Genomic DNA, 23,838 nt, shown 5'->3' on the forward strand with positions numbered 1-23,838 from the left:
GAGAGCAGGCACGCTGGCCCGTAGAGCGGTGGGAGGAGAGGCTGGGCAAGGTGTAGACCTCTCCTCGATTAAATTGTATAAAGTGCGGGTTGTTTTATGAAGGAGCTCGCTTGCACCCACTCCCATTGCTGGGTAAAGTTCGCCTGCACAAAAATGTGGACGAGCGATACTTAAACGGCGTAGCAATGACTTAACCCGGTACGCCGCTGGGTTGTTGACGGCCTTCTCGGCAACACTACAAACGTAGCATTATAGCATAAATTTGAAGCTTTTTACCAAATTCTCTCTAATTAAACTTAGAATTAGTTTTTAGAAAGTTTTATCTAAGCCTATTTTTTCCGAAGGCGATAAGTAATCCTGCCTTTGGTCAAGTCGTAGGGAGTTAATTCAACTTTGACGCGATCGCCAGGCAGAATTTTGATGTAGTTGCGGCGGATCTTACCGGAAATGTGAGCTAGAACGTTAAACCCATTATCTAGGTCAACGCGAAACATCGCATTCGGCAGTGATTCCGTCACTGTCCCTTCCATTTCAATTAAATCTTGCTTAGACAATTTGGTATTTACCTCAACTCTACATTTGATTAACTAGGAGTGTCCCGGCGTTTGCTTCAAAACCTATTTACAAAGCAGGAGTCGAAGGGGCACGGGGCAATAATTCGGGTAACTCGATCGACTGCTTGACTTAATTAACCGATCGCTTCAGCTTTACTGGAGTAAAGTTGTGGCAAGTAGTATCGAGTTCAATCCTGTTTCTAGCAACCCTCACCAAACCCTATAGCACAAAAAGCTCCTAGTTAACACATCTTAGCAAAAGCTTGTAAGTAACAAGCCCTATTGAGAGGGTTCAAGAGTCGCCAGAGAGAGCTTGTTGCAGTTCTGCGGTGACTACTTCCATATCGCGATCGCCATCAACCGCAACCAACTGTTCGCGGGCGCGGTAAAAAGCAATTAAAGGCTCAGTTTGCTCGCGATAAACTTGCAACCGACGGCGGATCGTCTCCTCATTGTCATCCTGGCGCCCCCGCGACAGCAGGCGAGCCACCAAAATGTCGTCAGGTACGTCCAAATTGACAGCTCTGAGAGCGCAGTCCTTACCAGACGTTCCCCCAGCACCGCTAACATCACAGAGTAGTTTGTCAAAAAACGCTGCTTGTGGCACAGTGCGGGGAAATCCGTCTAGAATCCAGCCAGAACTAGCATCTGGTTGATTCATGCGTTCTTGTACGATATCCATCAATAACTGGTCGGGAACCAAATCACCAGCATCCATGTAGGCTTGGGCTTTTAAACCCAAGGGAGTTTTCGCTACCACGCAGGCGCGGAGGATGTCACCCGTAGAAATGTGGGGTATTTTCCAGAGAGCGGCTAAAACCTGAGCCTGAGTTCCCTTTCCTGCCCCTGGAGGCCCCATAAAAATCAGTTGCATTGCGATTACTTCACCATTCCTTCATATCGCTGGGAGATGACGTAAGTTTGAATTTGCTTAGCCGTTTCGATCGCCACACCCACTAGAATTAGTAGGGAAGTTGCACCAAACCCTCTAAAAGTTTGGACGCCGATCGCACTTTCTACAGCCGTTGGTACAATGGCCACCAGACCGAGAAAAATCGCTCCCAAGAAAGTCAAACGGTTCAAAACCTTCTCCACATAATCGCTGGTTTTTTGACCAGGACGAATTCCAGGGATGCTGGCGCCCATTTTCTTCAAGTTCTGAGACATATCTACGGGGTTGACAATCAACGAAGCGTAAAAATAGCTGAAGAACAGAATCAAAGTCAGATAAAACAGCGCGTAAGCCCAAGGCGCCGGGCCGTTCGGACTCAACACATTAGCAACTTGAACCAAAAACGGCTGATTGAGAGACTGAGCGAGGAAAGAAGGCACAATCAACACCGAAGATGCAAAAATAATCGGCATCACTCCGCCTTGATTTAAGCGCAGGGGTAGATAACTGCGACTCTCCCGATAAACCTTGCGACCGACTTGGCGACGGGCAGAAATAATCGGAATGCGACGAGTACCTTCCTGAACAAAAACAATCCCGACAATCGTCACCAAAAAGACCAGCAGCAGAACCACTACACGGCCGACAACTTGCGTGTCGCCACTTTGAGCCAACTCAAACGTTTGTCCCAAAGAACGCGGTAAAACCGACACAATGTTGATAAAAATCAACAGCGAGGCTCCGTTCCCAATACCTCGTTCCGTCACCACTTCCGATATCCACATCACAAACATCGAGCCGGCTGTTAGAGCCAAAGCTGTTTGTGGGATGAAAAAAGGTCCCGGAGATTGAGCAAAAGGACTGACCCAAATCGCAATGCCAACGCTTTGCAGAATAGCCCAGCCCAAAGAAACGTAGCGAGTAATTTGAGAAATCTTGCGTCGCCCTGCTTCTCCATCATTTTTCTGCATATCTTCTAAACTGGGCAGAGCCGCAGTTAGAAGTTGCACGATAATTGAAGCATTAATGTAGGGCAAAATCCCCAGCGCGAAAATCCCCAAAGCTGATAGCCCGCCTCCTGAAAACAAGTCCAAAAAGCCAATTAAAGGGCTGTTTTGGACGTTTTGGGCAAAGGCGGCGCGATCGATGCCGGGGACTGGCAAGTGGACACCCAGGCGCACTAAAATCAATAAGCCAATGGTGACGAGGATGCGGCCCCGCAGACCAGCTGCTTGAGCCATCTGCATGAATGTCTCTTGTGCAGTTGGCGCTTTTTCTCTACTAACGTCCATAGTTACGATTTTGGATTTTAGATTTGGGATTTTCGACTAAATGATTTTCTGATAGCCAGCTTGAGGATTTGAGATTTGGACATCTTCTCAAACCTCAAATCTTCATGCAATTAATTCGCAACTTCCGCCGGCGGCTTCAATTTTGGTGCGAGCACCTGCGGTAAAAGCCTTGGCGCGCACTTGCAAGGCCACATTCAATTCGCCATCTCCTAATATTTTCAGCGGCCCATCGTCTGTCGTGACAATTTTTGCTTGAATCAAAGAGGTGAGAGTAACTTCTGTGTTTGCTGGCAAGGATGCTAATTTACTTACATTAATGATAGTGTACTCTTTGCGGTTCACTAAAGGGAAGCTTTTCAGCTTGGGCAGGCGACGATAAAGAGGATTTTGACCACCTTCAAAACCGGGTCTAGTGCCACTACCGGCTCTAGCTTTTTGACCGCGCATCCCTTTACCGGAGCTCGCGCCTTGACCGGCAGAAATACCTCTGCCTAAGCGTCGGGGGCGCTTTTGGGAGCCTGCTTTGGGTCGGGCGTCTTGCAATCTCATAGTTTTAGTAATTGGTAATTGGTAATTGGTATTTAGAGAGCGGGTGCGCAGTAGTTTTGAGTGCGTGAGTTTTGAGTTGCGGATTTTTGATTCTCAACGCCAGCACTTAACACTCAAAACTTACGGTTTCCCATGCTCTATGCCCTAACCGTAGAGGTTTTCTACTGGAATTCCGCGTTCTTGAGCAACTTCGGACAAGGTGCGGAGGGTTGAGAGAGCGTTGACTGCTGCTCTGGCGTTGTTTAAGGGATTTCCGGAACCTAGCTGTTTGGCTAAGATGTTGCGGACTCCTGCTAGTTCGAGAACAGTTCGCACTGCTCCCCCTGCAATTACGCCGGTTCCGGGTGCTGCCGGACGCATCATTACTTTGGCTCCGCCACCTGCACCGTTGATCGGGTGAGGGATGGAGTTAGCTTTGGTGAGGGGGACTTCAATTAGGTGCTTTTTGCCGTCAGCAACGCCTTTTTTAACGGCACCGATTACGTCGCTAGCTTTGCCGACTCCCACTCCAACTTGACCGCGTTCGTTGCCGATGATGACTATGGCGCGGAAGCTGAGTTTTTTACCACCTTTGACTACTTTGGTAACGCGACGAATCTGAACAACTCGTTCTTGCCATTCGGATTCTTTTTCGCGCCCTTTGTTGTTACTGCTGCTTTTTTTCTTGTTGCGCTGTTCTTTTTGTTCTGCCATAGTTTTGTGTTGTGGGAATTGAAGATTGCTAACTGGTTGTTGGCAAGTAGAAATTAACAATTAGGAATTCAGAATTTTGTTCTCGATTGTTTCTTCTTTCTTTATCTAAAAAAATAAGAATTTGATTCGAGATTCGAGATTCCTGATTCCTGCTATCCGTTACATCCGTTACACAATCCGTTGCCGAACTTCCTGCTTCCTAAAATTCTAACCCGGCTTCGCGAGCTGCATCTGCGAGGGCTTTGACGCGACCGTGATAGAGGTTGCCTCCGCGATCGAAGACGACTTTAGCTATGCCAGCGCTGGAACAGCGTTTGGCAATCAACTGACCGACTTGGACGCTCGCGGAGCAGTTGCTGCCAGAACTGAGATCTGACTTCAGTTCTGGGTCGAGGGTTGACGCAGCAGCCAAAGTGTGCTGTGCCGTGTCGTCGATTACTTGAGCGTAGATGTGATTGGACGATCGAAATACCGCTAATCTGGGACGTTCGGCGGTGCCGAATACCTTGCGCCGCACGCGGCGGTGTCTGCGGTGGACTGATTCTTTGCGAGTAAGCTTCATGTTTACTTCTTACCTGTTTTGCCTGTTTTACCAGCTTTGCGACGGACGACTTCGCCGCTGTAGCGAATGCCTTTGCCCTTGTAAACTTCGGGCGGACGCACCGCGCGGATGCGGGCTGCTGTGTTGCCTACGAGTTCTTTGTCAATGCCGGAGACAATGACGTTGGTGTTGCCTTCAACTGCCACTGTGATGCCTTCTGGAGGGGGCATTTCAACTGGCTTACTGTAACCGACGTTTAAAATCAGGTTCCGTCCTTGAACCTGTGCCCGATAACCTGTGCCGATAATTTCTAGGCGACGCTGAAAACCTGCGGAGACACCTTCGACCATGTTGGCGACTAGGGTGCGGCAGAGGCCGTGCAGTTGTCTGGCGACGCGAGATTCGTCTCGGCGGGTAACGAGTAAAGTCTCACCTTCGAGTCCCATGACGATTTCGGCTGGGATTACTCGGGAAAGTTCACCTTTAGGGCCTTTGACGGCTACTTTTTGACCGTCTAGGGTGATGGTGACTTTGGTGGGGATGCTAATCGGACGCTTGCCAATTCGCGACATATTTTTTTGTCCTTTGTTTTTAGTTATTAGTCCTTGATTATTAGCCTTTAGTTATTAGTCCTTAGTGATTGATTCTTGAGTCTGTTTCCAATGACCAGTGACTAATGACTAATGACTAATGACTACCAAACATAACAAAGCACTTCACCGCCCAAACCTTGGCGTCGGGCTTCTCTATCGGTCATAATGCCGCTGGAGGTGGAGATAATGGCAATGCCAATTCCTCCTAATACTCTGGGCAGTTCTTTGCGGTTCGAGTAAACGCGAAGTCCTGGTTTGCTGACTCGCTTAAGTGCCGTGATAATGGGCTTGCGAGTTTTACCTTTGTACTTTAAAGAAAGCACTATAGTTCGCTTAATCCCTTCTGGTTCTGCTTCTTCAAATTCGCTGATAAAGCCTTCATTTTTGAGAACTTGGGCGATGCTACGGGTCATTTTTGTAGCTGGAATCTGTGTTGTTTGGTGGCGCGCCATGCAAGAATTGCGAATGCGCGTCAACATATCTGCTATGGTATCGTTAGCTGCCATCTTTTGCTTCTTACTCTAGTGCTTAGTTGTCCCGGAACGGCATTCCCATTTCTTTAAGCAAGGCACGTCCTTCTTCGTCGGTATTTGCTGTGGTGATAATTGAAATGTCCATGCCTCGAATTTGATCGATGCGGTCATATTCTATTTCTGGAAAGATTAGCTGTTCTCTCAGACCCAAGCTGTAGTTGCCGCGCCCGTCAAAGCTTTTGGGACTGATGCCGCGGAAGTCGCGGATGCGGGGGAGTGCGAGGTTGATCAGCCGATCGAGAAAATCGTACATCCGATCGCCACGCAGCGTTACCATCACGCCGACTGGTACTCCTTTGCGGATTTTGAAGCCTGCGATCGCCTTTTTCGCCCGCGTCACCACGGGTTTTTGCCCGGTGATGATGGCAATTTCGCTGAGCGACGAATCGAGTGCCTTAGCATTTTGAGATGCTTCTCCCAAACCGCGGTTCACGGTAACTTTGACGAGTTTGGGAACCTGATGGATATTAGTATATTGAAACTGATCCATCAGTTTCGGAACGATTTTTCCTTGATAAAGAACTTTGAGTTTGTCCGGCATAGTTTTTGTGTTTCGTTAACTGTCCCTGGGCTTGGTCAGGGAATTGTTCTTTGTCAGTTGTCAGTTGTTAGTTGCCAGTTGTTAGTTGCCAATTAATGACTAAGGACTAATGACTAATTATCCAGAATTTCTCCGGTTTTTTTGAGTTGTCGCAGTTTACGGCCATCCTCACTAAATGTATAGCAGACGCGGCTGGCGATTTTCTCTTTTTCGGAATAGTGCATCACATTTGAGCTGTGAATGGGAGCCTCAAATGTGACGATTTTTCCCGATTCCCCTTCTTGTTGGGGCTTGACGTGCTTGGTTCTGATATTTACGCCTTTAACAATTACTTTGCTGACTTTAGGATATGTCTTTAAGATTTCTCCGACTTTTCCTTTCTCTTTGCCAGTAATTATTTGCACGGTGTCGCCTGCTTTGACGTGCATTCTGTAGCGCTGCGGCTCGCTAGTTGGTTTACCCTTTTTTCCGTACATTTTAAAGTACCTCTGGGGCTAAGGAAACGATTTTAGTAAAGTTTTTGTCGCGGAGTTCGCGGGCGACTGGCCCGAAAACGCGAGTGCCTTTGGGGTTGCCTTCGGGATTGATAATCACGGCGGCGTTGTCGTCAAAACGAATGCTCATGCCGCTGTCGCGACGTAAAGCTTTGCGGGTTCTGACAATGACGGCTCTGACGACATCGGATTTTTTGACTGCCATATTGGGGATGGCGTCTTTGACGACGGCAATGATGACATCGCCGACTCCGCCGTAGCGGCGGTTGCCGCCTCCCAATACGCGGATGCACATGAGCTTACGAGCTCCGCTATTGTCGGCGACATTGAGGTATGTCTGGGGTTGAATCATGGTGATTGGGGAAAAGGTAATTTGATGCTTACTAACTGCTAACTGCTAATTGCTAATGGATGGTCGATCGCTGGAGAAAGCCGATCGCACTACGCGAGCAATTAGAAATTAACTGTTAGCCATTTTTTGCACCGAAAATCTCAGCAACCATCCAGCGTTTGGTTTTGCTCAAGGGGCGAGTTTCGGTGATGCGGACGCGATCGCCCGATTTGCACTTATTCTCTTCGTCGTGAGCTTTGTAGCGCTTGGTGCGGACTACAATTTTGCCGTATTTGGTGTGGGAAGAGCGGTTTTCGATTGCTACCACGACGGTTTTATCCATCTTGTCGCTGACTACTACGCCAACTCGTTCTTTAACTGCCATAGCTACCTATCTTTGTTGTGCGATTGAGTTTTTTTGAGCTGCTCACTCTGGGCTGACTTCGGTTGGAGCTGCTTCTGCGGCTGCTTGAGATGCGGCTAATTTTTCAGCAGTAGCTTGTGCATCAGCAGCGACTTGGCGCTCGCGTTCAACTGTCATCAATTGAGCGACGCGGTGTTTGGCGTGCTTGAACAGGTGAGGCTTTTCCATGCGGCCAGTAGCTTGCTGAAGCCGCAATTCCATTAGTTGGCGCTTGACGGCTAAAATTTGCTCTGCTAGTGCTGCATCGCTTAATTCTCTAGCTTCTTTAATCTTGGGCAAAGACATAATTGTGTGCTTTCTCGTTAGCGGTCTAGTGACGACAGAATTGTCTAAATCCTGAAGGTCGAAGGACAGAAAAGTGATGAATGGCAGATTTTAAATTGCTGTAGCCCTTTAAAATTTTAACCAATGCCGACCTAATTCTACCTTCGATTATCACGATGACGGGTCTTCCGCGCGGGTGATGAACTTGGTTTTAATCGGTAATTTGAAAGATGCTAAACGCATTGCTTCGCGGGCAATTTCTTCGGTTACACCACCAATTTCAAACATAATCCGGCCGGGTTTGACCACGGCTACCCAAAACTCAGGTGCGCCTTTACCGGAACCCATCCGGGTTTCTGCTGCGCGCTGGGTGACTGGTTTGTCGGGAAAAATGCGAATCCAGATTTTGCCGCCCCGGCGAATATAGCGGGTCATGGCGCGCCGTCCGGCTTCTATTTGGCGGGAAGTGATCCAGGCGGGTTCGATCGCTTGGAGTGCGAAGTCGCCAAAGCTAACTGAGTTGCCGCGGGTGGCAATACCGCTCATTCGCCCGCGCTGTTGTTTGCGGAATTTTGTTCTTTTAGGGCTTAACATGGCTAGGGAATTCAGTAATTGGTAATCGGTATAGCAGACAGCACGAACTTACTCGCCCTTCGCTGTCAACTGTCAACTGTCAACTGTCAATTGACTGTTAGCCTTCGTTCGATCGATCTTCAAAGTTCTGACGGCGGCGCTTTTGTTTAGTCCGGGGCACTGCTGCATTCGGTGCGGATTCTTGTTCCTGTCCGGGAATAATTTCGCCTTTGAATACCCAAACTTTAATACCCAGAATACCGTAGATGGTTTGAGCGGTGCAGTAGGAGTAGTCGATGTCGGCCCGCAGCGTGTGCAAGGGGACTCGGCCTTCGCGCGTCCATTCGGTACGGGCGATTTCTGCGCCGTTGAGGCGTCCGCTGACTTGAATTTTGATGCCTTGGACGCCGACTTTTTGAGCGCGGGTGATTGCTTGGCGGACTACTCGGCGGAAGGATACGCGCCGTTCTAGTTGCTGGGCGATGTATTCTGCGATCAGCGTGGCATCTGCATCTACTCGTTGAACTTCGACGACGTTGATGCGAATTTGGCGATTGCTGCCAAGTTGTTGTTGCAAACCGACGCGCAAGGTTTCGATACCTGCTCCGCCGCGGCCTACGACAACGCCCGGTCTGGCGGTGAATACTTCTAGGTCGATTTGATCGGCTTTGCGTTCAATTCTGACCGAAGAAATGCCAGCATTGCTGAGGGTTTTGCGGACGTACTTGCGAATTTTGAAGTCTTCTTGCAAGAGTTCTGGATAGTTTTTCGGGTCAGCAAACCAGCGAGAGCGGTGCTCTTGGGTAATGCCGAGGCGAAAACCAATTGGATGTATTTTTTGGCCCATAATATTTGATGAGTTAATTGGTAATTGGTAATTGGTAACAGGGAAGGAAGAAGGAAGAAGGAAGAAGGAAGAAGAAAGAAGTAAAAAACAACTGTCTGCCACTCCGTGATTTCCGTGCCTTGAAGAAAAGTAATTGGTGATTACCTATTTTTTCTACTTTAAGCTGTTTATTACCTATTACGTTTTCCCTGGTTTAGTCTTCTGCGATCGGAGCAACTATTACCGTAATGTGGCAAGTTGGCTTGCGGATTTGGTAGGCGCGACCTTGAGCGCGTGGTCTAAAGCGTTTGAGGACTGGGCCTTGGTCTGCGTAAGCTTGAGAGACTACGAGCTTGCTTTTGTCGAGTCCTGCGTTGTGTTCGGCGTTGGCTACTGCCGATCGCAAAACTTTGACAATTGGTTCGCAGGCGCGGTAGGGCATGAATTCGAGTAAAATCAGCGCTTCTTGGTAGCTTTTGCCGCGAATTTGGTCGAGGACTCGGCGCACTTTGAAGGGCGATGTTCGGATGTAACGGGCGATCGCCTTAATTTCGGATGTGGTATCTATAGCCATTTCGATTTGGGTAATTGGTAAATGGTAATTGGGGAAAAGGTAATTGGTAATTGGGGAAAAGTTTTTCCGCTTACCTATTACCTGTCACCTAATTAGGCTATCTTTTGGCCTTTTTATCACCACTTTTCGCGTGACCTCTAAAGGTGCGAGTGGGGGAGAATTCTCCGAGTTTGTGACCGACCATTTGGTCTGTCAGGTAGACTGGGACGTGCTGTTTGCCGTTGTGAACTGCGATCGTGTGACCTACCATTTGGGGCAGGATTGTGGAAGATCGCGACCAAGTTTTAATTACTTGTTTTTGGCCTGCGGCATTGAGCTTTTCGATCTTTGTCATCAGATGATCTGCGACAAACGGGCCTTTTTTTAACGATCGAGACATGATTTTGGTAATTAGTAATTAGTAGTTGGAATTGAATTGGGAAGAAAGTTGCAGGAATAAAAGAGCACGGAAAACTTTTTCGTTGTTCCTTCTTCCTTCTTCCTTCTTCCTTCTTCCTTCTTCCTTCTTCCTTAACTTTGTCTGCCGCCCTTGCCACGCTTGGAAGATTTGCGGCGGCGCCGAACGATTAAAGAGTCGCTGCGCTTGTTCTTGCTTCGAGTCTTGGCACCCAATGCTGGTTTTCCCCAAGGACTGACTGGCCCTGGACGCCCGATGGGCGCTCTGCCCTCGCCACCACCGTGCGGGTGATCTACCGGGTTCATGGCACTACCACGAACTGTTGGTCTGCGGCCTTTCCAGCGGGTGCGACCGGCTTTACCGAGGCTGACGTTTCTCGCGTCTGTGTTGCCAACTTGACCGATCGTAGCGTAGCAGTCGGCGCGGACTTTGCGTTGTTCACCGGATGGCAGTTTGAGGGTGACGTAGGTACCTTCTTTTGCCATTAGCTGAGCGCTGGAGCCTGCGGAACGGACGATTTGTCCGCCTTTACCTGGTACTAGCTCGACGTTGTGGATGCTGGTACCGAGGGGAATGTTTTTCAGGGGTAGGGCGTTGCCGATTTCGATCGGCGCGTCTGGGCCTGAGACAATTACTGTACCGACGTTTAAGTTGAGCGGGTGCAGAATGTACCGTTTTTCGCCGTCTTTATAGAACAGGAGGGCGATGCGGGCGTTGCGGTTGGGGTCATACTCGATCGCCTTGACAGTAGCAGGAATGCTGTGTTTGTCGCGGCGGAAGTCGATCGTTCTATAAAGCCGTTTGTGACCGCCTCCCCGGTGGCGACAGGTAATGACGCCTCGGTTGTTGCGGCCTTGTTTGGTGTGCTTGTTGCTGGTTAGAGACTTTTCTGGTTCTGATCTCGTAATTTCAGCAAAGTCCGAGACGGTCTTTTCTCGGGTACTAGAGGTATAAGGTCGGTAAGAACGAATGCCCATAATCGATTTTAGATTTTAGATTTTAGACTTGGGATTTTGGACTTTGCGGTTTTAGATTTTAGATTTGGGATTAATCAGTTAACTTGCCAGTTTCCTAGATGGGGAATTTGCACTAGCTAACTGCAATTCTTTAATCTAAAATCTAAAATCCAAAATTGGCTAAACTTCTGGGAATAGGAGTTTGCGGATCGAGTCTCCGTCTAGCAAAGTGACGGTTGCTCGCTTGTAACAAGGTTTAAAACCGACGAATTTACCAACTCGACGCTTTTTGCGCGGCGGGTTTTGGGTGTTGACAGCGGTGACTTTAACCTTAAATAGCTCTTCGATTGCAGCTTTGATTTGAGGTTTGGTCGCTTTCGGGGCTACGTCGAATGTGAATTGATTTAATTCCATCATTCGGGTAGCTTTCTCGGTGAGAATCGGACGCTGGATCAAATCTGCGTAGTCGCGGGGGTCGATTTTACTCACCGTAAATCTCCTGAATTTTAGCTATGGCTGTAGATGTAACGATAATTTTGTCAGCCGCAAGAACGTCGTAAACATTCAGGGAAGTTGCCAAGATGACGTTGACTAATTCGATGTTGCGTCCTGACAAGTAAACGTTGAGTTGCGGTTCTGGCAAGATTAACAGAACTTTTTTATTGGAGTCGATACCCCAACGGGCGATCGCACTCAGCAGTTCTTTGCTTTTCGGTCTCGGAAATTGCTCTGCAAATTCTTCAACCACAATCATGTCTTCGGTACGACTGAAGAATGCTGTCCGCAAAGCGAGACGGCGTTCCTTCTTGTTCATTTTGACTTCAAAGTCTCTCGGTTTTGGCCCGAAGATGACACCGCCGCCACGCCACAGTGGAGAACGGATCGAACCTGCTCTGGCTCGGCCGGTACCTTTTTGACGCCAGGGTTTGCGGCCACCGCCTCTGACTTCCGCTCTCGTTTTGGTGCAAGCATTGCCTTGACGGGCGTTATTCATTTGCCGCGTCAATGCTCTGTGAACAACGTGAGACGCATTTTCTTCTTTGGCTACGCGAAGCTCTAAAGTTGTTTCTCCAACTTCTTCGCCTTGCCAATTTCGCACTACACAGTTAACCATATCTTTTGTCCTTTGTCGCTTTGTGTTTGTTGTCTGTTTTTGAGTTTTCTGTTGTCTGTTTTTAGTTTTCTGTTGTCTGTTATTAGCTCTTAGTTTTCAGCTTTTAGTTCTTAGTTATTGCTGACTGCTAACCGCCAACTAATGACTAATGACTGCTGACTACTGACTACTGACTACTGACTACTGACTACTGGCTACTGACTAACGTCCTACTTTTTTCTCAGGCACAACATTGACTAAAGCGCCAGCTTTTCCGGGAACTGCTCCCTTAATTAGCAACAGATTCTGCTCTGTATCCACCCGGACAATTGTGAGTTTGCGGACGGTGACTTGAACGTTGCCCATACGTCCCGCCATTCTTTTACCGGGATAAACACGACCGGGAGTTGTTCCAGGCCCGATCGATCCAGGTTCGCGGTGATTTTTAGAACCGTGAGACATGGGGCCTCGTTTAAAGTTGTGGCGCTTTTGAAAGCCTGCAAAACCTTTACCGATGCTTGTACCGATGACATCTACTATCTGTCCCGGTGTAAAGGCATCAGCGTTTAGCTGTTGGCCTAATTCAAAGGAACTGGTGTCTTCCAAGCGGTATTCCTGCAAGTGGCGCAATGGATTCGCCCCCGACTTGGCAAGATGTCCCAATTCTGGCTTGTTGAGAGCCTTTGGTTTGACTTCACTGTATCCAATCTGAATGGCACCGTAGCCATCAGTTTGTTTTGTTTTGATTTGAGTTACTGTACAAGGCCCTGCTTGTATGACGGTGACGGGGATTGCTCTCCCTTCAGCGTCAAACACTTGAGTCATGCCTAGTTTAGTGCCAAGAATGCCTACAGACACGGATTTTTCTTCCTTTTGTTTACGCAAGAGGTTTCGGATTACGAAGTTTACGTCAATCCGCTTGCTCTTGTGCAGAAACATCTATTTCAGTGTTTCCGCAATTAACTGTTATCAACCAACAGCTTTCCTCGGTGTTTAAAATTTGAATTTTAAATTTGGGAGCTTGTGGAAGTCTTGCAAGGGTTGACATTCGAGGCTTTTTGCCTGTTTTATCTCCGACTTTTATTTCGGTCTTGCTTATTTGGGCTAGGACTTGAATAGTAATCTACTCAGTATCCTTGACAGCGCCAACTAATAACACTACATGAAGTGTTTGCAGTTTGTCAAGGCCTATCTTGATAACTTTTCGCCTCAGCTTTAGCATTTATAATACTTTAAGCTCGCTCTCCTGCGATCGACCAAATGTAAAACCACAGGCAAGACAAATTTATGGGACTGATTACCACTGGTGCGGATATGATTCGGGATTTGGAAAAGTCGGGGTCGCTGGCCCTGTACGTTCCTTTAGAGGGAGGATTTGAGGGGCGCTACCTGCGCAGGCTGAGGGCAAAAGGCTACGGTGCGTACACGATTACGGCGCGGGGCTTGGGCGATTTGGCGATGTATTTGACGGGGATTCATGGGGTGCGGCCGCCGCATTTGGGCAAGAAAACTACTGGCAACGAAGGGGCTGTGGGTTATACCTACTACGTGCCGCCGATGTTGCAAACTCAATTAGATAATTTGCCACCGAAAGCAAAAGGACTGGTACTCTGGATTATTGAAGGGCAGATTTTGTCTAGTCAGGAAGTTGAGTATTTGACTGTTTTGCCGACGCTAGAACCGCGAGTTAAAATAGCAGTAGAGATGGGGGGCGATCGCACTTTTACCTGGAAGCCGCTTAAAGATGCTTTAGTTGCAGCTTAAATTCCAGTATTGGCGATCGCACATCAACTAAAAAACGCAGCGAGCAAATCAAGCTCAACAGCTTAGGCTCGCTGGTTTTGCTCTTTTTGGGAAAAACTTCTTAATTAACAGGAAAAATAATATGCTTCAGAACCGCGATTATACAATAATCATTGACAAAAGCGGCAGTATGTACACGAAAGACCAAATGGGCGGGAAAAGTCGCTGGGCGCTGATGCAAGAATCGACGATCGCACTGGCGAATAAATGCGAAGAACTTGACCCTGATGGCATAACAGTTTATTTGTTTTCCGGTCGTTTCAAACGCTACGACAACGTAACAGCAGCTAAAGTCGTGCAAATATTCCTAGAAAACGAACCTTCCGGGACTACAAATTTGGCGGCGGTTCTCCAAGACGCTCTGAACAGTTATTTTCAGCGCAAAGCATCCGGTAAGACCAAGCAAAATGGGGAAACAATATTAGTGGTGACGGACGGGGAACCGGACGATCGCAAAGAAGTAATGAAAACGATTATAGAAGCATCGCGGAAGCTCGATCGAGATGAAGAGCTGGCGATTTCCTTCATTCAAGTAGGGAATGCCCCAGAAGCTACTAAGTTTCTCAAGATATTGGATGACGAACTGCAAAGCGCCGGGGCTAAATTCGATATCGTTGATACTGTGACGATGGATGATATTGAAGGAATGACCCTGACGGAAGTATTGCTGAATGCAATAACTGATTGAGAAAGCGGTTTATTCAGTTGACAGTTGATAGTTGACAGTTGACAGTTGACAGTTGACAGCTTGAGGGCGACCTCTACCTAGAAGGAAGAGGATTGGAGTGATGTAATAGTCTGCTTTTAATTTCTCCCTACAAGGGTTCCGGCTTTAAACCAATTCTTTCTGGTCAACTTCGCGCGATTGTATTTGTGTTAGTTGGCGCAACAGCATTTTTTAGGGGGTTTTAAGTCATGGAATCGATCGATCGCCTGTTAGCTGAACTTAAGGCAGAATATCAAGCATCTCAAAAAAAAGCTGAGTTGAAAAATCAGCCACCAGTGCCAGCCCAAGCGCCTTTGCCACCAGCAACAGTGCGGTCAAATCCAACAGTTAAAACATCAGATCTAAATTTGTATGCTGGTACTTTAGACAAGGATTTAGCCCAAATTAAGGCTGAGTACGAAGCACAAAATAAATCTCAGGAAGTGGCTGCACTGGAACCGCTTAAGCCTGAGCACGAAGCACAAAACAAAGCTCAGGAAGTGACTGCACTGGAACCGCGGCCAGCCGCAAAGGTTACGCAGCCGGAGTTGGAAGTACAAACGCACAGACAAAAAGTTAGGCAAGCTCAAGTTTGGCTGAAAAATTTGGATAAGAATTCCGATGAGAGATATTGGTTCGATCAGTTTGCTTTTAAGTATTCTTCCAGGATAGATGCGGCGATCGACTATTTGCAAGTTGTGAATGAGTTTGATTGAGATGCAGACGGCGGTTGAAACCGCTTCTTATCAAACGATGTCCGCCTCCGCTGACTGAAGAAAATAACGTCATTTTAACCGTTGAGTAGACCTCTTGCAAAAGTCGCAAACTATCTGCGTTAAATCTGCGGTTGACTTATCAATCAAAGATTTATACAATCTTGTCTAATCTTCAACCCGCGGAGGCGGGTTTTGTTTGTATAGACGCGGTTTCAACCGCCCGTTCTTCTTTTAGCACTGATGTAGGATTCAGTAGAAATAGAGCCCCCTTTTTTGCTGTATCTTCAGATAGCTTAATTTGTGTAAACTCAACAATACCTTCAGCGATAAAAGAATCTCTCAATTCAGCTTTTTCTCCGCTGTTAAAACCTGTTTCATAAAACACTTCCCGAATCCCAGCAGAAATGACTAATTTCAAACAATAAATGCAGGGTTCTAAGGTGACGTAAATGCTAGCACCAGCGGTAGATATGCCATGTTTTGCAGCAGCGGCGATCGCATTTGCTTCAGCGTGAACCGCCCGCGACGGCAAAGTTTTACTAGCATCGCAACTGCTCAAACCGGGATAGCAGAAGCCTTGAGCCGTACAGTGTAAGGATCCTGACGGCGAACCGTTGTAACCCGTAGCTAGCACTTGCCTGTTTTTCGTGATTACCGCGCCGACGGGAAAAGCCAAACAAGTCGATCGAGTTGCGGCCAATTTTGCCAACATCAAGAAGTATTCGTCCCAATTTGGTCTGTGAGGGGGTTCGTAGTTGTCTGGTGTTGTATTGTGCATTTAAAATCTAGAATTAGAACTGTATTGAGACGAGGGATTTACTGCGAGATTCCAGTTGAGCCAAATCCATTATCCGCCCTAGAGCTGGAACTTAAAAATTTAACTTCTTCAATCTCAACGCGAATTACGGGCGCGATGACCATTTGAGCAATTTTCATGCCTCTTGTCACTTTAAAAGAAATTTGACCGTGATTGATTAAGATCACTCCGATTTCGCCTCGATAGCCCTCATCTATTGTACCTGGTGCATTGAGCACAGTGATTTTGTGATTGAGAGCTAAACCACTTCGGGGACGAATTTGAGCCTCAGTTTTTTCAGGTAATTCTATGGATATACCTGTATGAATTAACTTACTTTCTCCGGGATTAATTTCTAATTCATCTATAGAAAATAAGTCTAGTCCAGCATCAGATTCATGGGCGTATTGGGGAATTATCGCTAATTCATGGAGTTGCAGAATTTTTAATTTCATTTTGTTTGCTGTTTGCTTGATTTTAGTCAACCTGAAATTCTCTTGTTTGAGATACCCGACTTTTTCCACACAAAGCTCAAGAAACCGGGTTTTTTACAGATATTGAGGGTTTTTAGCTAATATTTGCTTATAAAATCCGGTTTCTGGCCTACGCAATTAGCCAGAAAAGGCAATCATCTTACGGGGCTAGCCTTGCTTTTCCCAGACGAGTAGCTGTGTACCACTTAGCAATGCCCGGAGCCCAACTTTCAAAATGAGGCCACATCATTTCGCAGAGTTTTTGAATTTCAAGTTGAGCATTTTTCTTATTTCTCAAATCGGAAAAATGCAGAAAAGACCTTAAATTGAAACTGACTACAAAATGCTGACGATAATCAAAGGGTAATTTACCTCTGGCGTGTTCCTCGGACATCCCACCATCGAAGTCAATTTTGTAACGTTTAGCAGCTTCTAGACACCACTCTAAATCTTTTGCTCTTTGTTCAGGAGAATAGTAATATTTTTTGCCTTCCCGGTCAGTATAATAATCTACTGGACGCAGGTAAAAAATATCTTCGATATCTTTTTTGCCGACAGCGGCATCAAGAAATTGATTACCTGTGTACCGCAGAGATTGAACATCAAATGATACTCCGACACGATGAGTTCTCGCCTGCTGCATGACGCTGTGAGGAAAATAGCCGCAATTAAAAATAATTTGGGGATGTTCTAAGGGGCCGTAATGCCCCCGATCGCCCGCCAGGAGCCTTTTAACAATTACTTCGCCACATTCTGCCTCTGAGGGCCACGAATCCCGTTCGTCAAATACAAAGTTCTCAGTATAGTCTTGATGGAGTGCAGCATAAACTACTTGCTGAGGATTTGGTGTTTGAGAAATAACTTCTACTCTGAATCTGTCCATGAGATTTTTATTTTTGATGCCAACTGTAGGTGGTTTGACATTACAACATCCTAGATTGTTTCACAAAAGAGCATTTATGGCAAGTTATTTTTACGCTAATAATTCGCCAACTGGGATGCTAAAACCTGCAAGTACAGCTTGGGTGTTTAGAACTTCATCCATATTAAATAAACGCCAGCCTTGACTGCATTCACAAATGCGATCGCACATTCTCATAAAACCCAGTCACTGAGAAATTCTAATTGTCCCTGCATCTCGGCGGACGACTTAGTGTTGATCAACCTTAAAACTCCGCGCATTAAATCACCAATGCCGTATCGCTGCTGCGGAGCCAAAATAATTCCTGCATGAGACAAATTTTGCTCCAGCAGAGTTGCGTGTAATCGGTAAAAGTCTCTAGTGTTGAAACTAAAGATAACCCGACCATGTTCTCTTGCCAAATCTAGCTGCTCTTCATCGGATCGATGTAGCATTCCAACATCAGCAACCGTCAGTACATCCACATTACGCGATCTCAAGGCTTGTAAAAAGTCTTCATCCATTGAGTCTTCGTCAATGTACAGTAGTATTTTACTCATCTGCAAACCTGTTAAGCTTTGTTTTTGTGTAAGGTCGCCAGTCTCCAGTATTCAGCATCTTCCTCTGCTAAATCTGCCTCAATTTCATCACGATTAGCATGATAGTAAGCCAAAGCCGCATAAACTTGAGCAAGGCTCAGATGACTCATCCGACGGGCAATCTCTTCGGCTGCTGCGCCTTGTTTGTAAATAACTACTACTCTAGCAACAGAAGTTCTAGTCCCCGCAATCATTGGACGACTGCTAATCTCGGCAGAACGAGTTACTAATGTACCGATGTCAGTTGCAGTTGGCATAATTTGCAAAGTCCTCAGCTATAGTTCAGTCGTTTCTAGTTTATCATTTTATTTTTCGGATCAACTGGGTTTTTGGGATTATTCGCGATCGATTAAATTCCTCAAGCCAACAATTCACTAACTGCCATACTAAAACCTGCAAGTATAGTTTGAGTGTTAACTACTTCATCGGCATTAAACAAACGCCAGCCTTGGCCTGCATTCACAAATACTAATCTCGCTTCAGGAAATAGCAGCCAGATTTCCTGACAGCCTGACTCCAAATATTCTTGAGCTTTAGCAAACAATTCCTCGGCGCTGTCTTCCGGCGAAGCAACTTCCGCAATTAGGGGAAAACTTTGGGAAAATGCTGTAAAATTGCCTGATGGTGGCAGCAGTTCGGGAGTGATGTAAGCGACATCGGGACGGCGGCCCTGTTTAGCTGTTCGGCAAAGTGTTTCGGTAAGAACTTCTCCTCCCTGTCCGCTGGAGTCTTTGTGAATTCCCCAGTAACGGGCTAATTTAGATTGAGCCAAACCGTGTTTAAATGTCATGCCTGTTTTCTCCACTAAGTTACCGTCAACCCACTCCATTCTCTCCGGCGGCTTGACGAGAAATTCTTCCAAAGATATAATATTTTGGGGTTGTGTTTCAGTAAAATTTTCGGAGTTTTTTTGAGACATTTTTGATAAAATTAAAGTAGTTGTCATCGTGATTGCCTCGCTTTAGTCAAACATTCAAATCAATACTTTTACTCAACACATACTCTATTGCAATGATACTCTCAAACCGTTTTTCTGAAGCCCTTATCTATGCAGCCGAATTGCACGCAACTCAAATCCGCAAAGGTTCCGGCGTTCCGTATATTGCTCATTTGTTAGGTACTGCTAGTATAGCTTTAGAGTATGGGGCTTCGGAAGATGAGGCGATCGCAGCTTTGCTTCACGATGCGATCGAAGATCAGGGCGGGCCCACCACTCGCGAAGCCATCCGCCGTCGGTTTGGCGATACCGTCACAGCGATTGTAGACGGCTGTACCGACAGCGACGAGACACCGAAACCCCCTTGGCGCGATCGCAAACAAGCTTATATCGATCGCCTTCTCACAGCTTCAGGTTCGGTCAGATTAGTCTCGGCGGCTGATAAACTTTATAATGTGCGATCGATCCTCAAAGATTCCCGTCAATTGGGCGACTCGGTTTGGGAACGCTTTAAAGGCGGCAAAGACGGTTCTCTCTGGTACTATCGTTCTTTGGTACAAGCATTCCGCAAAGCTGAATCAACGCCTCTAGTTGAAGAATTAGACCGCACAGTTTTAGAATTAGAACAGTTTTCTGAAGGCAGAAGGTAAAAAACACTAATTACCAATTACCAATTACCAATTTACAAATGGCAAATGTTCGCTTAGAAAATATTACCAGACGCTACCAAAACGTCACCGCGATCGAAAACATCAGTTTCAAAATCCCGGATGGGGAATTTTGGGTATTAGTCGGGCCTTCCGGCTGCGGAAAGTCTACAATTATGCGGACAATTGCAGGTTTGGAAACCGCAACTTCTGGTAATCTTTATATTGGAGATCATTTAGTTAACAACATTCCGGCGAGACAGCGGGATGTGGCAATGGTGTTTCAAAATTACGCGCTTTATCCGCACATGACTGTCGCAGAAAATTTGGCTTTTGGATTGCGGATGCGGAATGTTGACTCGACTAAAATTCAAGAACGAGTTGAAACTGTAGCCCGATCGCTCTCGATCGACCACCTGCTCAAACGTAAGCCCAAACAGCTATCAGGCGGACAACAGCAGCGGGTAGCACTCGGAAGGGCGATCGCCCGCGAACCCAAAGTTTTCCTACTAGATGAACCACTTTCCAACCTCGATGCTCAACTGCGAGACGACACTAGGGCCGAACTAAAACAACTGCATCAACGACTAGGAATTACCACAGTTTATGTCACCCACGATCAAGTGGAAGCGATGACTTTAGCTGATAAGATTGTTGTCTTAAATGGGGGGAAAATTCAGCAAATTGGAGACCCGCAAAGCATTTATGCTAAACCTGCTAACCGGATGGTTGCGACTTTTTTAGGCAATCCGGCTATGAACATTTTGCCCGCCATTTATGCTAACGAATCTTTTCAGGTAGGAAGTCAATCTTTATCCTGTCCGCCATCGCTTCAAAAAAGATTGCAACCCAGCGAAGGACAAGCATTTGATTTGGGCATTCGTCCAGAAAATATAGAAATTTTTACGTCTCAAACAGCAGCAGATGATGATTTTAAAACTGATGTTTGGGCGTTAGAAAAAGTACCTCTTGATGTGGAGGTAAAGGTAGTGGAACCTCTGGGGAGAGAAATTTTAATCCGGGCGAGTTTGCCTGCGTTGAGCGCTGAAACTACTGTACAGTTACAAGTACCGGCGGGTGTTCGTTTGCGTCCGGGCGATCGACTGACGGTACAGCTTGACTTCGATCGGCTATTTATATTTGACCCATCCACCGGAGAGGTGCTGTATCCTTAATTTGAAGCCCCCAGATCGATCGCTCGTTACAAAACTTTACACTTGACATTTCTCAATTCGCGAAGTAATGATACAATAAGCATTGCTCGAAAAAAAAGCATCCCCCGAAAGGCTGATTTTTCTGGAAGCGGGGCGATCGCGATCGACAACTTCGCATCTTCACGCCCAGAAGTGGCAAGCCCGCCAGCTCTTGGCAACTCGCGAACCAAAAACTCCGAAAAACGTTCTAGCGGCATTTTTTAGATGAATCCCGACAACCTGCCTCAAATGCTGCAAACAGGATTTCACCTAACTTTAGGTGCAACTTCCTTTTTAATTGAGACATTGCAAGATCCCGTGAAGCGAGAAGCAAATCTGGACAAACTTCGACAGCCAGATTTGAGTCTACTCGCGGATGAGTTGCTGGAAAAAGGAGAAATGACCGATCGAGAAGCGCGGAATTTTGTCGATACAATTTTCTCTCAACCGGGCGTGAGGGAGAATGCAGACAGCGACGCATCCGTCTCGCATCGGCAATCGGATACAGCAACTGACACTCCTCCCGACTCGGTTGTACAACCAGACGTAAAAGATATTCAAGAATTAACTGCACAGATGGCAGCGCTGAGGGCCGAATTGGAAAATTTGCGCTCCGAAAATTCCCAGGATTAAAGAGTAGATCATCTTTAATACAGCCGGAGTTTAGTTGCAACTTACTTGCAAAATTATTTAACAGAACAAAACTTTAGTCATTGTCCCAGTTTTCAGAACCGATCAGGTCGGCGATGCGATCGCGCAGCAAAAAGTCACATTTTTCGAGTTCTCCCTCGACACAAGCCCATTCTCGAGGCGGGATGAACTGACACAAGGTGTAGATAGGCTGTTGTCGGCTCAGGATGCCCTCATGTACGAGGTGGCGTGCTTCATCTTGAATCACATCTAAAGAGTAGCGAAGTTTGTGAATAGTGGAGTGAATCATAATGCGCCCTCAAGGTTTTACTAAAAAAAATTATGGCCCTGTTAATAATATAATCCAAACTTCTCAATATGTAAGTTATTTTTTTCTGTATACAGAGATACTATTTACTGGTCAATTTTAAAAAAGTTATAAGAATGATGAGTAAGCGATCGCATCTTTCTTTCGATGTTGAGACGCCGTACATTTTTTAGGCTAACAGGCACAGATGCTGCAAAGCTCTATTCAGGACTTAGGAGTCCGCGCCCGATTCCCGGTTTCTGGATGCTGCGCAGCTAAAAGCAAAATTTTTGGCTAGAAACCGGGTTGATCAATTTAAGTCCTGACTAAGCAAAGGAAAGATTCAGGAGTCCAAAAGCTCAAGCATTGCCCGTTTCGTTAATGCCGAACAGCAATTCTAAAGCGAGAGATTGCGCTATCGGCATCTGCCCGAAACAAAATACATAAGGAATACTCGGAGGCAAGTGCGGCAAAAATTGCTCTAAAACGTAGGGACTGCCGTAAATTAACACAGCTTGCAGTTCTCCCGTCCTTAATAATTTCTTAAACCAATCTTGGGCTGCTTCGGTCAAACCAGCACTGCCTCGAAAGCAATTACCGCGAATGAAAATTTGCAGCAGTGTCGGAGAAAAATGCTCTGCACCTGTATTATCAACGATCGCGCCTGTGCGATCGTCAATTAGTTGCAATTCGTAACCCAACTTTTCGGGCCGGGCGATCGCCGGAGTGTGTTTGCCCAAAAACTCGCAACCCAAAACATCATCTACAATAATCAAATTCCGCAAAACCTGGTTTTCTGAGGGCTTTTTCGCGACTAAAGGTAGATTTCCCCCAAATTTCAAAGAATCTCGCAAAATATCGACAGCCGTTGCCCTTGCTTCTGGATTTGCTAGCAAACTTAAGTCGATCGAGTCGATCGACATTGAATCTGCTGCTTTTTCCTTTTCCTTGATTAACAAACCCACCTTAATTTTCGCTTCCCAGATTCGTTTGACAGATTCCTTGATTTGTAATATGGGAATCCGCCCTTGAGTCACAGCTTCGCAGACAGCCAGAATCGCCGCTTCCGGGTCAAGTGGCATCAGCAAAACATCAGCCCCAGCCTCAGCAGCCAAAACAGCAGCTTCATTAACACCATACTTATTGGCGATCGCACCCATCACCAAAGCATCCGTCACGATCAAACCATCAAACCCCAACTCTTCCCGCAGCTTCCCAATCAAAATTTTGCGAGAAAGAGTAGCAGGAAACTCGGCATCCCAAGCCGGAATCAGTAAGTGGGCGCTCATCACAGCATCGACCCCAGCGGCGATCGCCTCAACAAAAGGCGGCAACTCAACAGCAGCCAATCTCGCTGGCGAATGCGGCAAAACCGGCAATTCCAAGTGAGAATCAACCGCCGTATCTCCATGACCGGGAAAATGCTTAGCTGTAGTCAAAACCGGGTGCCCAAGAGCGCCGCGAATAAAAGCACTTGCCAATTTGCCGACAATTTCCGATGTCTCGCCAAAAGCGCGGACGTTAATCACGGGATTGTCGGGATTGTTGTTAACATCGACGACTGGTGCGAGAATCCAATTTAGACCGATCGCCCTAGCTTCGATCGCAGTCACAGATCCCATTTGTTCAGCATATCGATCGGCTTTACCTGCATCATGCGTCGCGATTTCAGCCATAGCCATCGGTGGCCCGAACCAAGTCGCCCCGGCGAACCGCTGGCCGACACCTTCCTCAATATCAGCCGCCAGCAGTAGCGGAAATTTGGCCCAAGACTGCAATTGGTGCGATCGCACCGCCAACTCAGCAGCACTTCCCCCCACCAAAATCACACCGCCCACGCCCAACTTTTCCAGATAATAGCGGAGTTTGTCGGCCGTTGGTTCCCAGGCCCGATAGCGAATTTGGTGGTCGAACAAGTAGCCTGAAGCGCGCACTACAAACATCTGGGCTACCAGTTCGGGTAAGGAAAGATTGTCAATCATGGGTAATTTGGAATTGTTGACTGTTGAC

At 46.8% G+C, this 23,838-nt stretch carries 36 protein-coding genes; 7 read left to right on the forward strand and 29 right to left on the reverse strand.

Going from position 1 to position 23,838, the window contains the following annotated elements; translation table 11 throughout:
• Positions 1–329: 329 nt before the first annotated feature.
• The 21 genes from infA to rplC form a co-directional block, all read right to left on the reverse strand.
• The gene (gene infA, locus QUB66_RS02145; protein WP_006276978.1) at positions 330–554 is read right to left on the reverse strand and encodes a translation initiation factor IF-1; all 225 of its coding nucleotides are present in this window, start codon (positions 552–554) and stop codon (positions 330–332) included.
• Between the two features lie 292 nt (positions 555–846).
• The gene (locus QUB66_RS02150; protein WP_265233155.1) at positions 847–1,428 is read right to left on the reverse strand and encodes an adenylate kinase; all 582 of its coding nucleotides are present in this window, start codon (positions 1,426–1,428) and stop codon (positions 847–849) included.
• Between the two features lie 5 nt (positions 1,429–1,433).
• Positions 1,434–2,738, reverse strand: coding sequence for a preprotein translocase subunit SecY (gene secY, locus QUB66_RS02155; protein WP_265233156.1), 1,305 nt, complete (start codon positions 2,736–2,738; stop codon positions 1,434–1,436).
• 102 nt (positions 2,739–2,840) lie between these two features.
• Positions 2,841–3,287, reverse strand: a complete 447-nt coding sequence (gene rplO / locus QUB66_RS02160; RefSeq protein ID WP_265233157.1) for a 50S ribosomal protein L15 — start codon at positions 3,285–3,287, stop codon at positions 2,841–2,843.
• A 144-nt stretch (positions 3,288–3,431) separates the two neighbouring features.
• Positions 3,432–3,980 carry a 30S ribosomal protein S5 gene (rpsE, locus tag QUB66_RS02165; protein WP_265233158.1) on the reverse strand — a complete coding sequence of 183 codons (549 nt, stop codon included), beginning with the start codon at positions 3,978–3,980 and terminating at the stop codon, positions 3,432–3,434.
• A gap of 199 nt (positions 3,981–4,179) precedes the next feature.
• On the reverse strand, positions 4,180–4,542 hold the full coding sequence (gene rplR, locus QUB66_RS02170) for a 50S ribosomal protein L18 (protein WP_265233159.1): 363 nt from the start codon (positions 4,540–4,542) through the stop codon (positions 4,180–4,182).
• Positions 4,543–4,544: 2 nt separating this feature from the next.
• A complete protein-coding gene (gene rplF, locus QUB66_RS02175; RefSeq protein WP_265233160.1) occupies positions 4,545–5,093 on the reverse strand; it encodes a 50S ribosomal protein L6 in 549 nt (182 codons plus the stop codon).
• 122 nt (positions 5,094–5,215) lie between these two features.
• Complete coding sequence (gene rpsH / locus QUB66_RS02180; protein ID WP_265233161.1) at positions 5,216–5,620, reverse strand: 30S ribosomal protein S8; 405 nt, start codon at positions 5,618–5,620, stop codon at positions 5,216–5,218.
• A 22-nt stretch (positions 5,621–5,642) separates the two neighbouring features.
• Positions 5,643–6,188: a 50S ribosomal protein L5 gene (rplE, locus tag QUB66_RS02185; protein WP_265233162.1), complete on the reverse strand. Its 546-nt coding sequence runs from the start codon at positions 6,186–6,188 to the stop codon at positions 5,643–5,645.
• Positions 6,189–6,301: 113 nt separating this feature from the next.
• A complete protein-coding gene (rplX, locus tag QUB66_RS02190) occupies positions 6,302–6,664 on the reverse strand; it encodes a 50S ribosomal protein L24 (RefSeq protein WP_265233163.1) in 363 nt (120 codons plus the stop codon).
• A gap of 1 nt (position 6,665) precedes the next feature.
• Complete coding sequence (gene rplN / locus QUB66_RS02195; protein ID WP_193973611.1) at positions 6,666–7,034, reverse strand: 50S ribosomal protein L14; 369 nt, start codon at positions 7,032–7,034, stop codon at positions 6,666–6,668.
• A 115-nt stretch (positions 7,035–7,149) separates the two neighbouring features.
• On the reverse strand, positions 7,150–7,398 hold the full coding sequence (rpsQ, locus tag QUB66_RS02200) for a 30S ribosomal protein S17 (RefSeq protein ID WP_265233165.1): 249 nt from the start codon (positions 7,396–7,398) through the stop codon (positions 7,150–7,152).
• A 42-nt stretch (positions 7,399–7,440) separates the two neighbouring features.
• Positions 7,441–7,722, reverse strand: coding sequence for a 50S ribosomal protein L29 (gene rpmC / locus QUB66_RS02205; RefSeq protein WP_265233166.1), 282 nt, complete (start codon positions 7,720–7,722; stop codon positions 7,441–7,443).
• 150 nt (positions 7,723–7,872) lie between these two features.
• Positions 7,873–8,295: a 50S ribosomal protein L16 gene (gene rplP / locus QUB66_RS02210; RefSeq protein WP_265233167.1), complete on the reverse strand. Its 423-nt coding sequence runs from the start codon at positions 8,293–8,295 to the stop codon at positions 7,873–7,875.
• A gap of 97 nt (positions 8,296–8,392) precedes the next feature.
• Entirely contained in the window at positions 8,393–9,121 is a 729-nt protein-coding gene (gene rpsC / locus QUB66_RS02215) for a 30S ribosomal protein S3 (protein WP_265233168.1), read from the reverse strand.
• A gap of 193 nt (positions 9,122–9,314) precedes the next feature.
• Positions 9,315–9,674 carry a 50S ribosomal protein L22 gene (rplV, locus tag QUB66_RS02220; protein ID WP_265233169.1) on the reverse strand — a complete coding sequence of 120 codons (360 nt, stop codon included), beginning with the start codon at positions 9,672–9,674 and terminating at the stop codon, positions 9,315–9,317.
• A gap of 97 nt (positions 9,675–9,771) precedes the next feature.
• The gene (gene rpsS, locus QUB66_RS02225; RefSeq protein ID WP_265233170.1) at positions 9,772–10,053 is read right to left on the reverse strand and encodes a 30S ribosomal protein S19; all 282 of its coding nucleotides are present in this window, start codon (positions 10,051–10,053) and stop codon (positions 9,772–9,774) included.
• 131 nt (positions 10,054–10,184) lie between these two features.
• Entirely contained in the window at positions 10,185–11,048 is an 864-nt protein-coding gene (rplB, locus tag QUB66_RS02230) for a 50S ribosomal protein L2 (protein WP_265233171.1), read from the reverse strand.
• Positions 11,049–11,207: 159 nt separating this feature from the next.
• A complete protein-coding gene (locus QUB66_RS02235) occupies positions 11,208–11,516 on the reverse strand; it encodes a 50S ribosomal protein L23 (protein ID WP_265233172.1) in 309 nt (102 codons plus the stop codon).
• Positions 11,509–12,141, reverse strand: coding sequence for a 50S ribosomal protein L4 (gene rplD / locus QUB66_RS02240; RefSeq protein ID WP_265233173.1), 633 nt, complete (start codon positions 12,139–12,141; stop codon positions 11,509–11,511). Before rplD ends, QUB66_RS02235 begins: the two co-directional genes overlap by 8 nt.
• A gap of 201 nt (positions 12,142–12,342) precedes the next feature.
• Positions 12,343–12,978, reverse strand: coding sequence for a 50S ribosomal protein L3 (gene rplC, locus QUB66_RS02245; protein WP_265233277.1), 636 nt, complete (start codon positions 12,976–12,978; stop codon positions 12,343–12,345).
• Between the two features lie 429 nt (positions 12,979–13,407).
• On the opposite strand from rplC, the gene QUB66_RS02250 reads away from it, so the two are divergent.
• The 3 genes from QUB66_RS02250 (at position 13,408) to QUB66_RS02260 (ending at position 15,345) form a co-directional block, all read left to right on the forward strand.
• A complete protein-coding gene (locus QUB66_RS02250; RefSeq protein WP_265233174.1) occupies positions 13,408–13,884 on the forward strand; it encodes an NAD(P)H-quinone oxidoreductase subunit N in 477 nt (158 codons plus the stop codon).
• A gap of 121 nt (positions 13,885–14,005) precedes the next feature.
• On the forward strand, positions 14,006–14,611 hold the full coding sequence (locus QUB66_RS02255; protein ID WP_332966287.1) for a vWA domain-containing protein: 606 nt from the start codon (positions 14,006–14,008) through the stop codon (positions 14,609–14,611).
• Positions 14,612–14,838: 227 nt separating this feature from the next.
• On the forward strand, positions 14,839–15,345 hold the full coding sequence (locus tag QUB66_RS02260) for a salt stress protein, Slr1339 family (protein ID WP_265233176.1): 507 nt from the start codon (positions 14,839–14,841) through the stop codon (positions 15,343–15,345).
• Between the two features lie 172 nt (positions 15,346–15,517).
• On the opposite strand, the gene QUB66_RS02265 is transcribed toward QUB66_RS02260, so the two are convergent.
• The 6 genes from QUB66_RS02265 to QUB66_RS02290 all read right to left on the reverse strand — a co-directional run bounded on the left by QUB66_RS02265 (position 15,518) and on the right by QUB66_RS02290 (position 19,033).
• Entirely contained in the window at positions 15,518–16,123 is a 606-nt protein-coding gene (locus tag QUB66_RS02265) for a deoxycytidylate deaminase (protein WP_332966285.1), read from the reverse strand.
• Between the two features lie 38 nt (positions 16,124–16,161).
• The gene (gene dut / locus QUB66_RS02270; protein WP_332966284.1) at positions 16,162–16,596 is read right to left on the reverse strand and encodes a dUTP diphosphatase; all 435 of its coding nucleotides are present in this window, start codon (positions 16,594–16,596) and stop codon (positions 16,162–16,164) included.
• 178 nt (positions 16,597–16,774) lie between these two features.
• Positions 16,775–17,497 carry an FAD-dependent thymidylate synthase gene (gene thyX, locus QUB66_RS02275; RefSeq protein ID WP_265233179.1) on the reverse strand — a complete coding sequence of 241 codons (723 nt, stop codon included), beginning with the start codon at positions 17,495–17,497 and terminating at the stop codon, positions 16,775–16,777.
• A 212-nt stretch (positions 17,498–17,709) separates the two neighbouring features.
• Positions 17,710–18,075, reverse strand: coding sequence for a DUF5615 family PIN-like protein (locus QUB66_RS02280; protein ID WP_332966283.1), 366 nt, complete (start codon positions 18,073–18,075; stop codon positions 17,710–17,712).
• 11 nt (positions 18,076–18,086) lie between these two features.
• The gene (locus tag QUB66_RS02285) at positions 18,087–18,371 is read right to left on the reverse strand and encodes a DUF433 domain-containing protein (protein WP_265233182.1); all 285 of its coding nucleotides are present in this window, start codon (positions 18,369–18,371) and stop codon (positions 18,087–18,089) included.
• Positions 18,372–18,472: 101 nt separating this feature from the next.
• Entirely contained in the window at positions 18,473–19,033 is a 561-nt protein-coding gene (locus tag QUB66_RS02290) for a Uma2 family endonuclease (RefSeq protein WP_332971193.1), read from the reverse strand.
• 92 nt (positions 19,034–19,125) lie between these two features.
• On the opposite strand from QUB66_RS02290, the gene QUB66_RS02295 reads away from it, so the two are divergent.
• From QUB66_RS02295 to QUB66_RS02310, 4 genes are all read left to right on the forward strand, one after another.
• Positions 19,126–19,701, forward strand: coding sequence for an HD domain-containing protein (locus QUB66_RS02295; RefSeq protein WP_265233183.1), 576 nt, complete (start codon positions 19,126–19,128; stop codon positions 19,699–19,701).
• Positions 19,702–19,739: 38 nt separating this feature from the next.
• The gene (locus QUB66_RS02300) at positions 19,740–20,873 is read left to right on the forward strand and encodes an ABC transporter ATP-binding protein (RefSeq protein WP_265233184.1); all 1,134 of its coding nucleotides are present in this window, start codon (positions 19,740–19,742) and stop codon (positions 20,871–20,873) included.
• A gap of 82 nt (positions 20,874–20,955) precedes the next feature.
• On the forward strand, positions 20,956–21,120 hold the full coding sequence (locus tag QUB66_RS02305; protein WP_265233185.1) for a hypothetical protein: 165 nt from the start codon (positions 20,956–20,958) through the stop codon (positions 21,118–21,120).
• On the forward strand, positions 21,117–21,524 hold the full coding sequence (locus QUB66_RS02310) for a hypothetical protein (protein ID WP_265233186.1): 408 nt from the start codon (positions 21,117–21,119) through the stop codon (positions 21,522–21,524). Before QUB66_RS02305 ends, QUB66_RS02310 begins: the two co-directional genes overlap by 4 nt.
• A gap of 73 nt (positions 21,525–21,597) precedes the next feature.
• Here QUB66_RS02310 and QUB66_RS02315 read toward each other — a convergent pair whose 3' ends face one another.
• On the reverse strand, positions 21,598–21,831 hold the full coding sequence (locus QUB66_RS02315; RefSeq protein ID WP_265233187.1) for a DUF4327 family protein: 234 nt from the start codon (positions 21,829–21,831) through the stop codon (positions 21,598–21,600).
• A 356-nt stretch (positions 21,832–22,187) separates the two neighbouring features.
• Positions 22,188–23,810: a glycoside hydrolase family 3 protein gene (locus QUB66_RS02320; RefSeq protein WP_332966278.1), complete on the reverse strand. Its 1,623-nt coding sequence runs from the start codon at positions 23,808–23,810 to the stop codon at positions 22,188–22,190.
• Positions 23,811–23,838: the final 28 nt, after the last annotated feature.

It is taken from the genome of Microcoleus sp. A2-C3 (assembly GCF_036706065.1).
Classification (GTDB): Bacteria; Cyanobacteriota; Cyanobacteriia; order Cyanobacteriales; family Microcoleaceae; genus Microcoleus.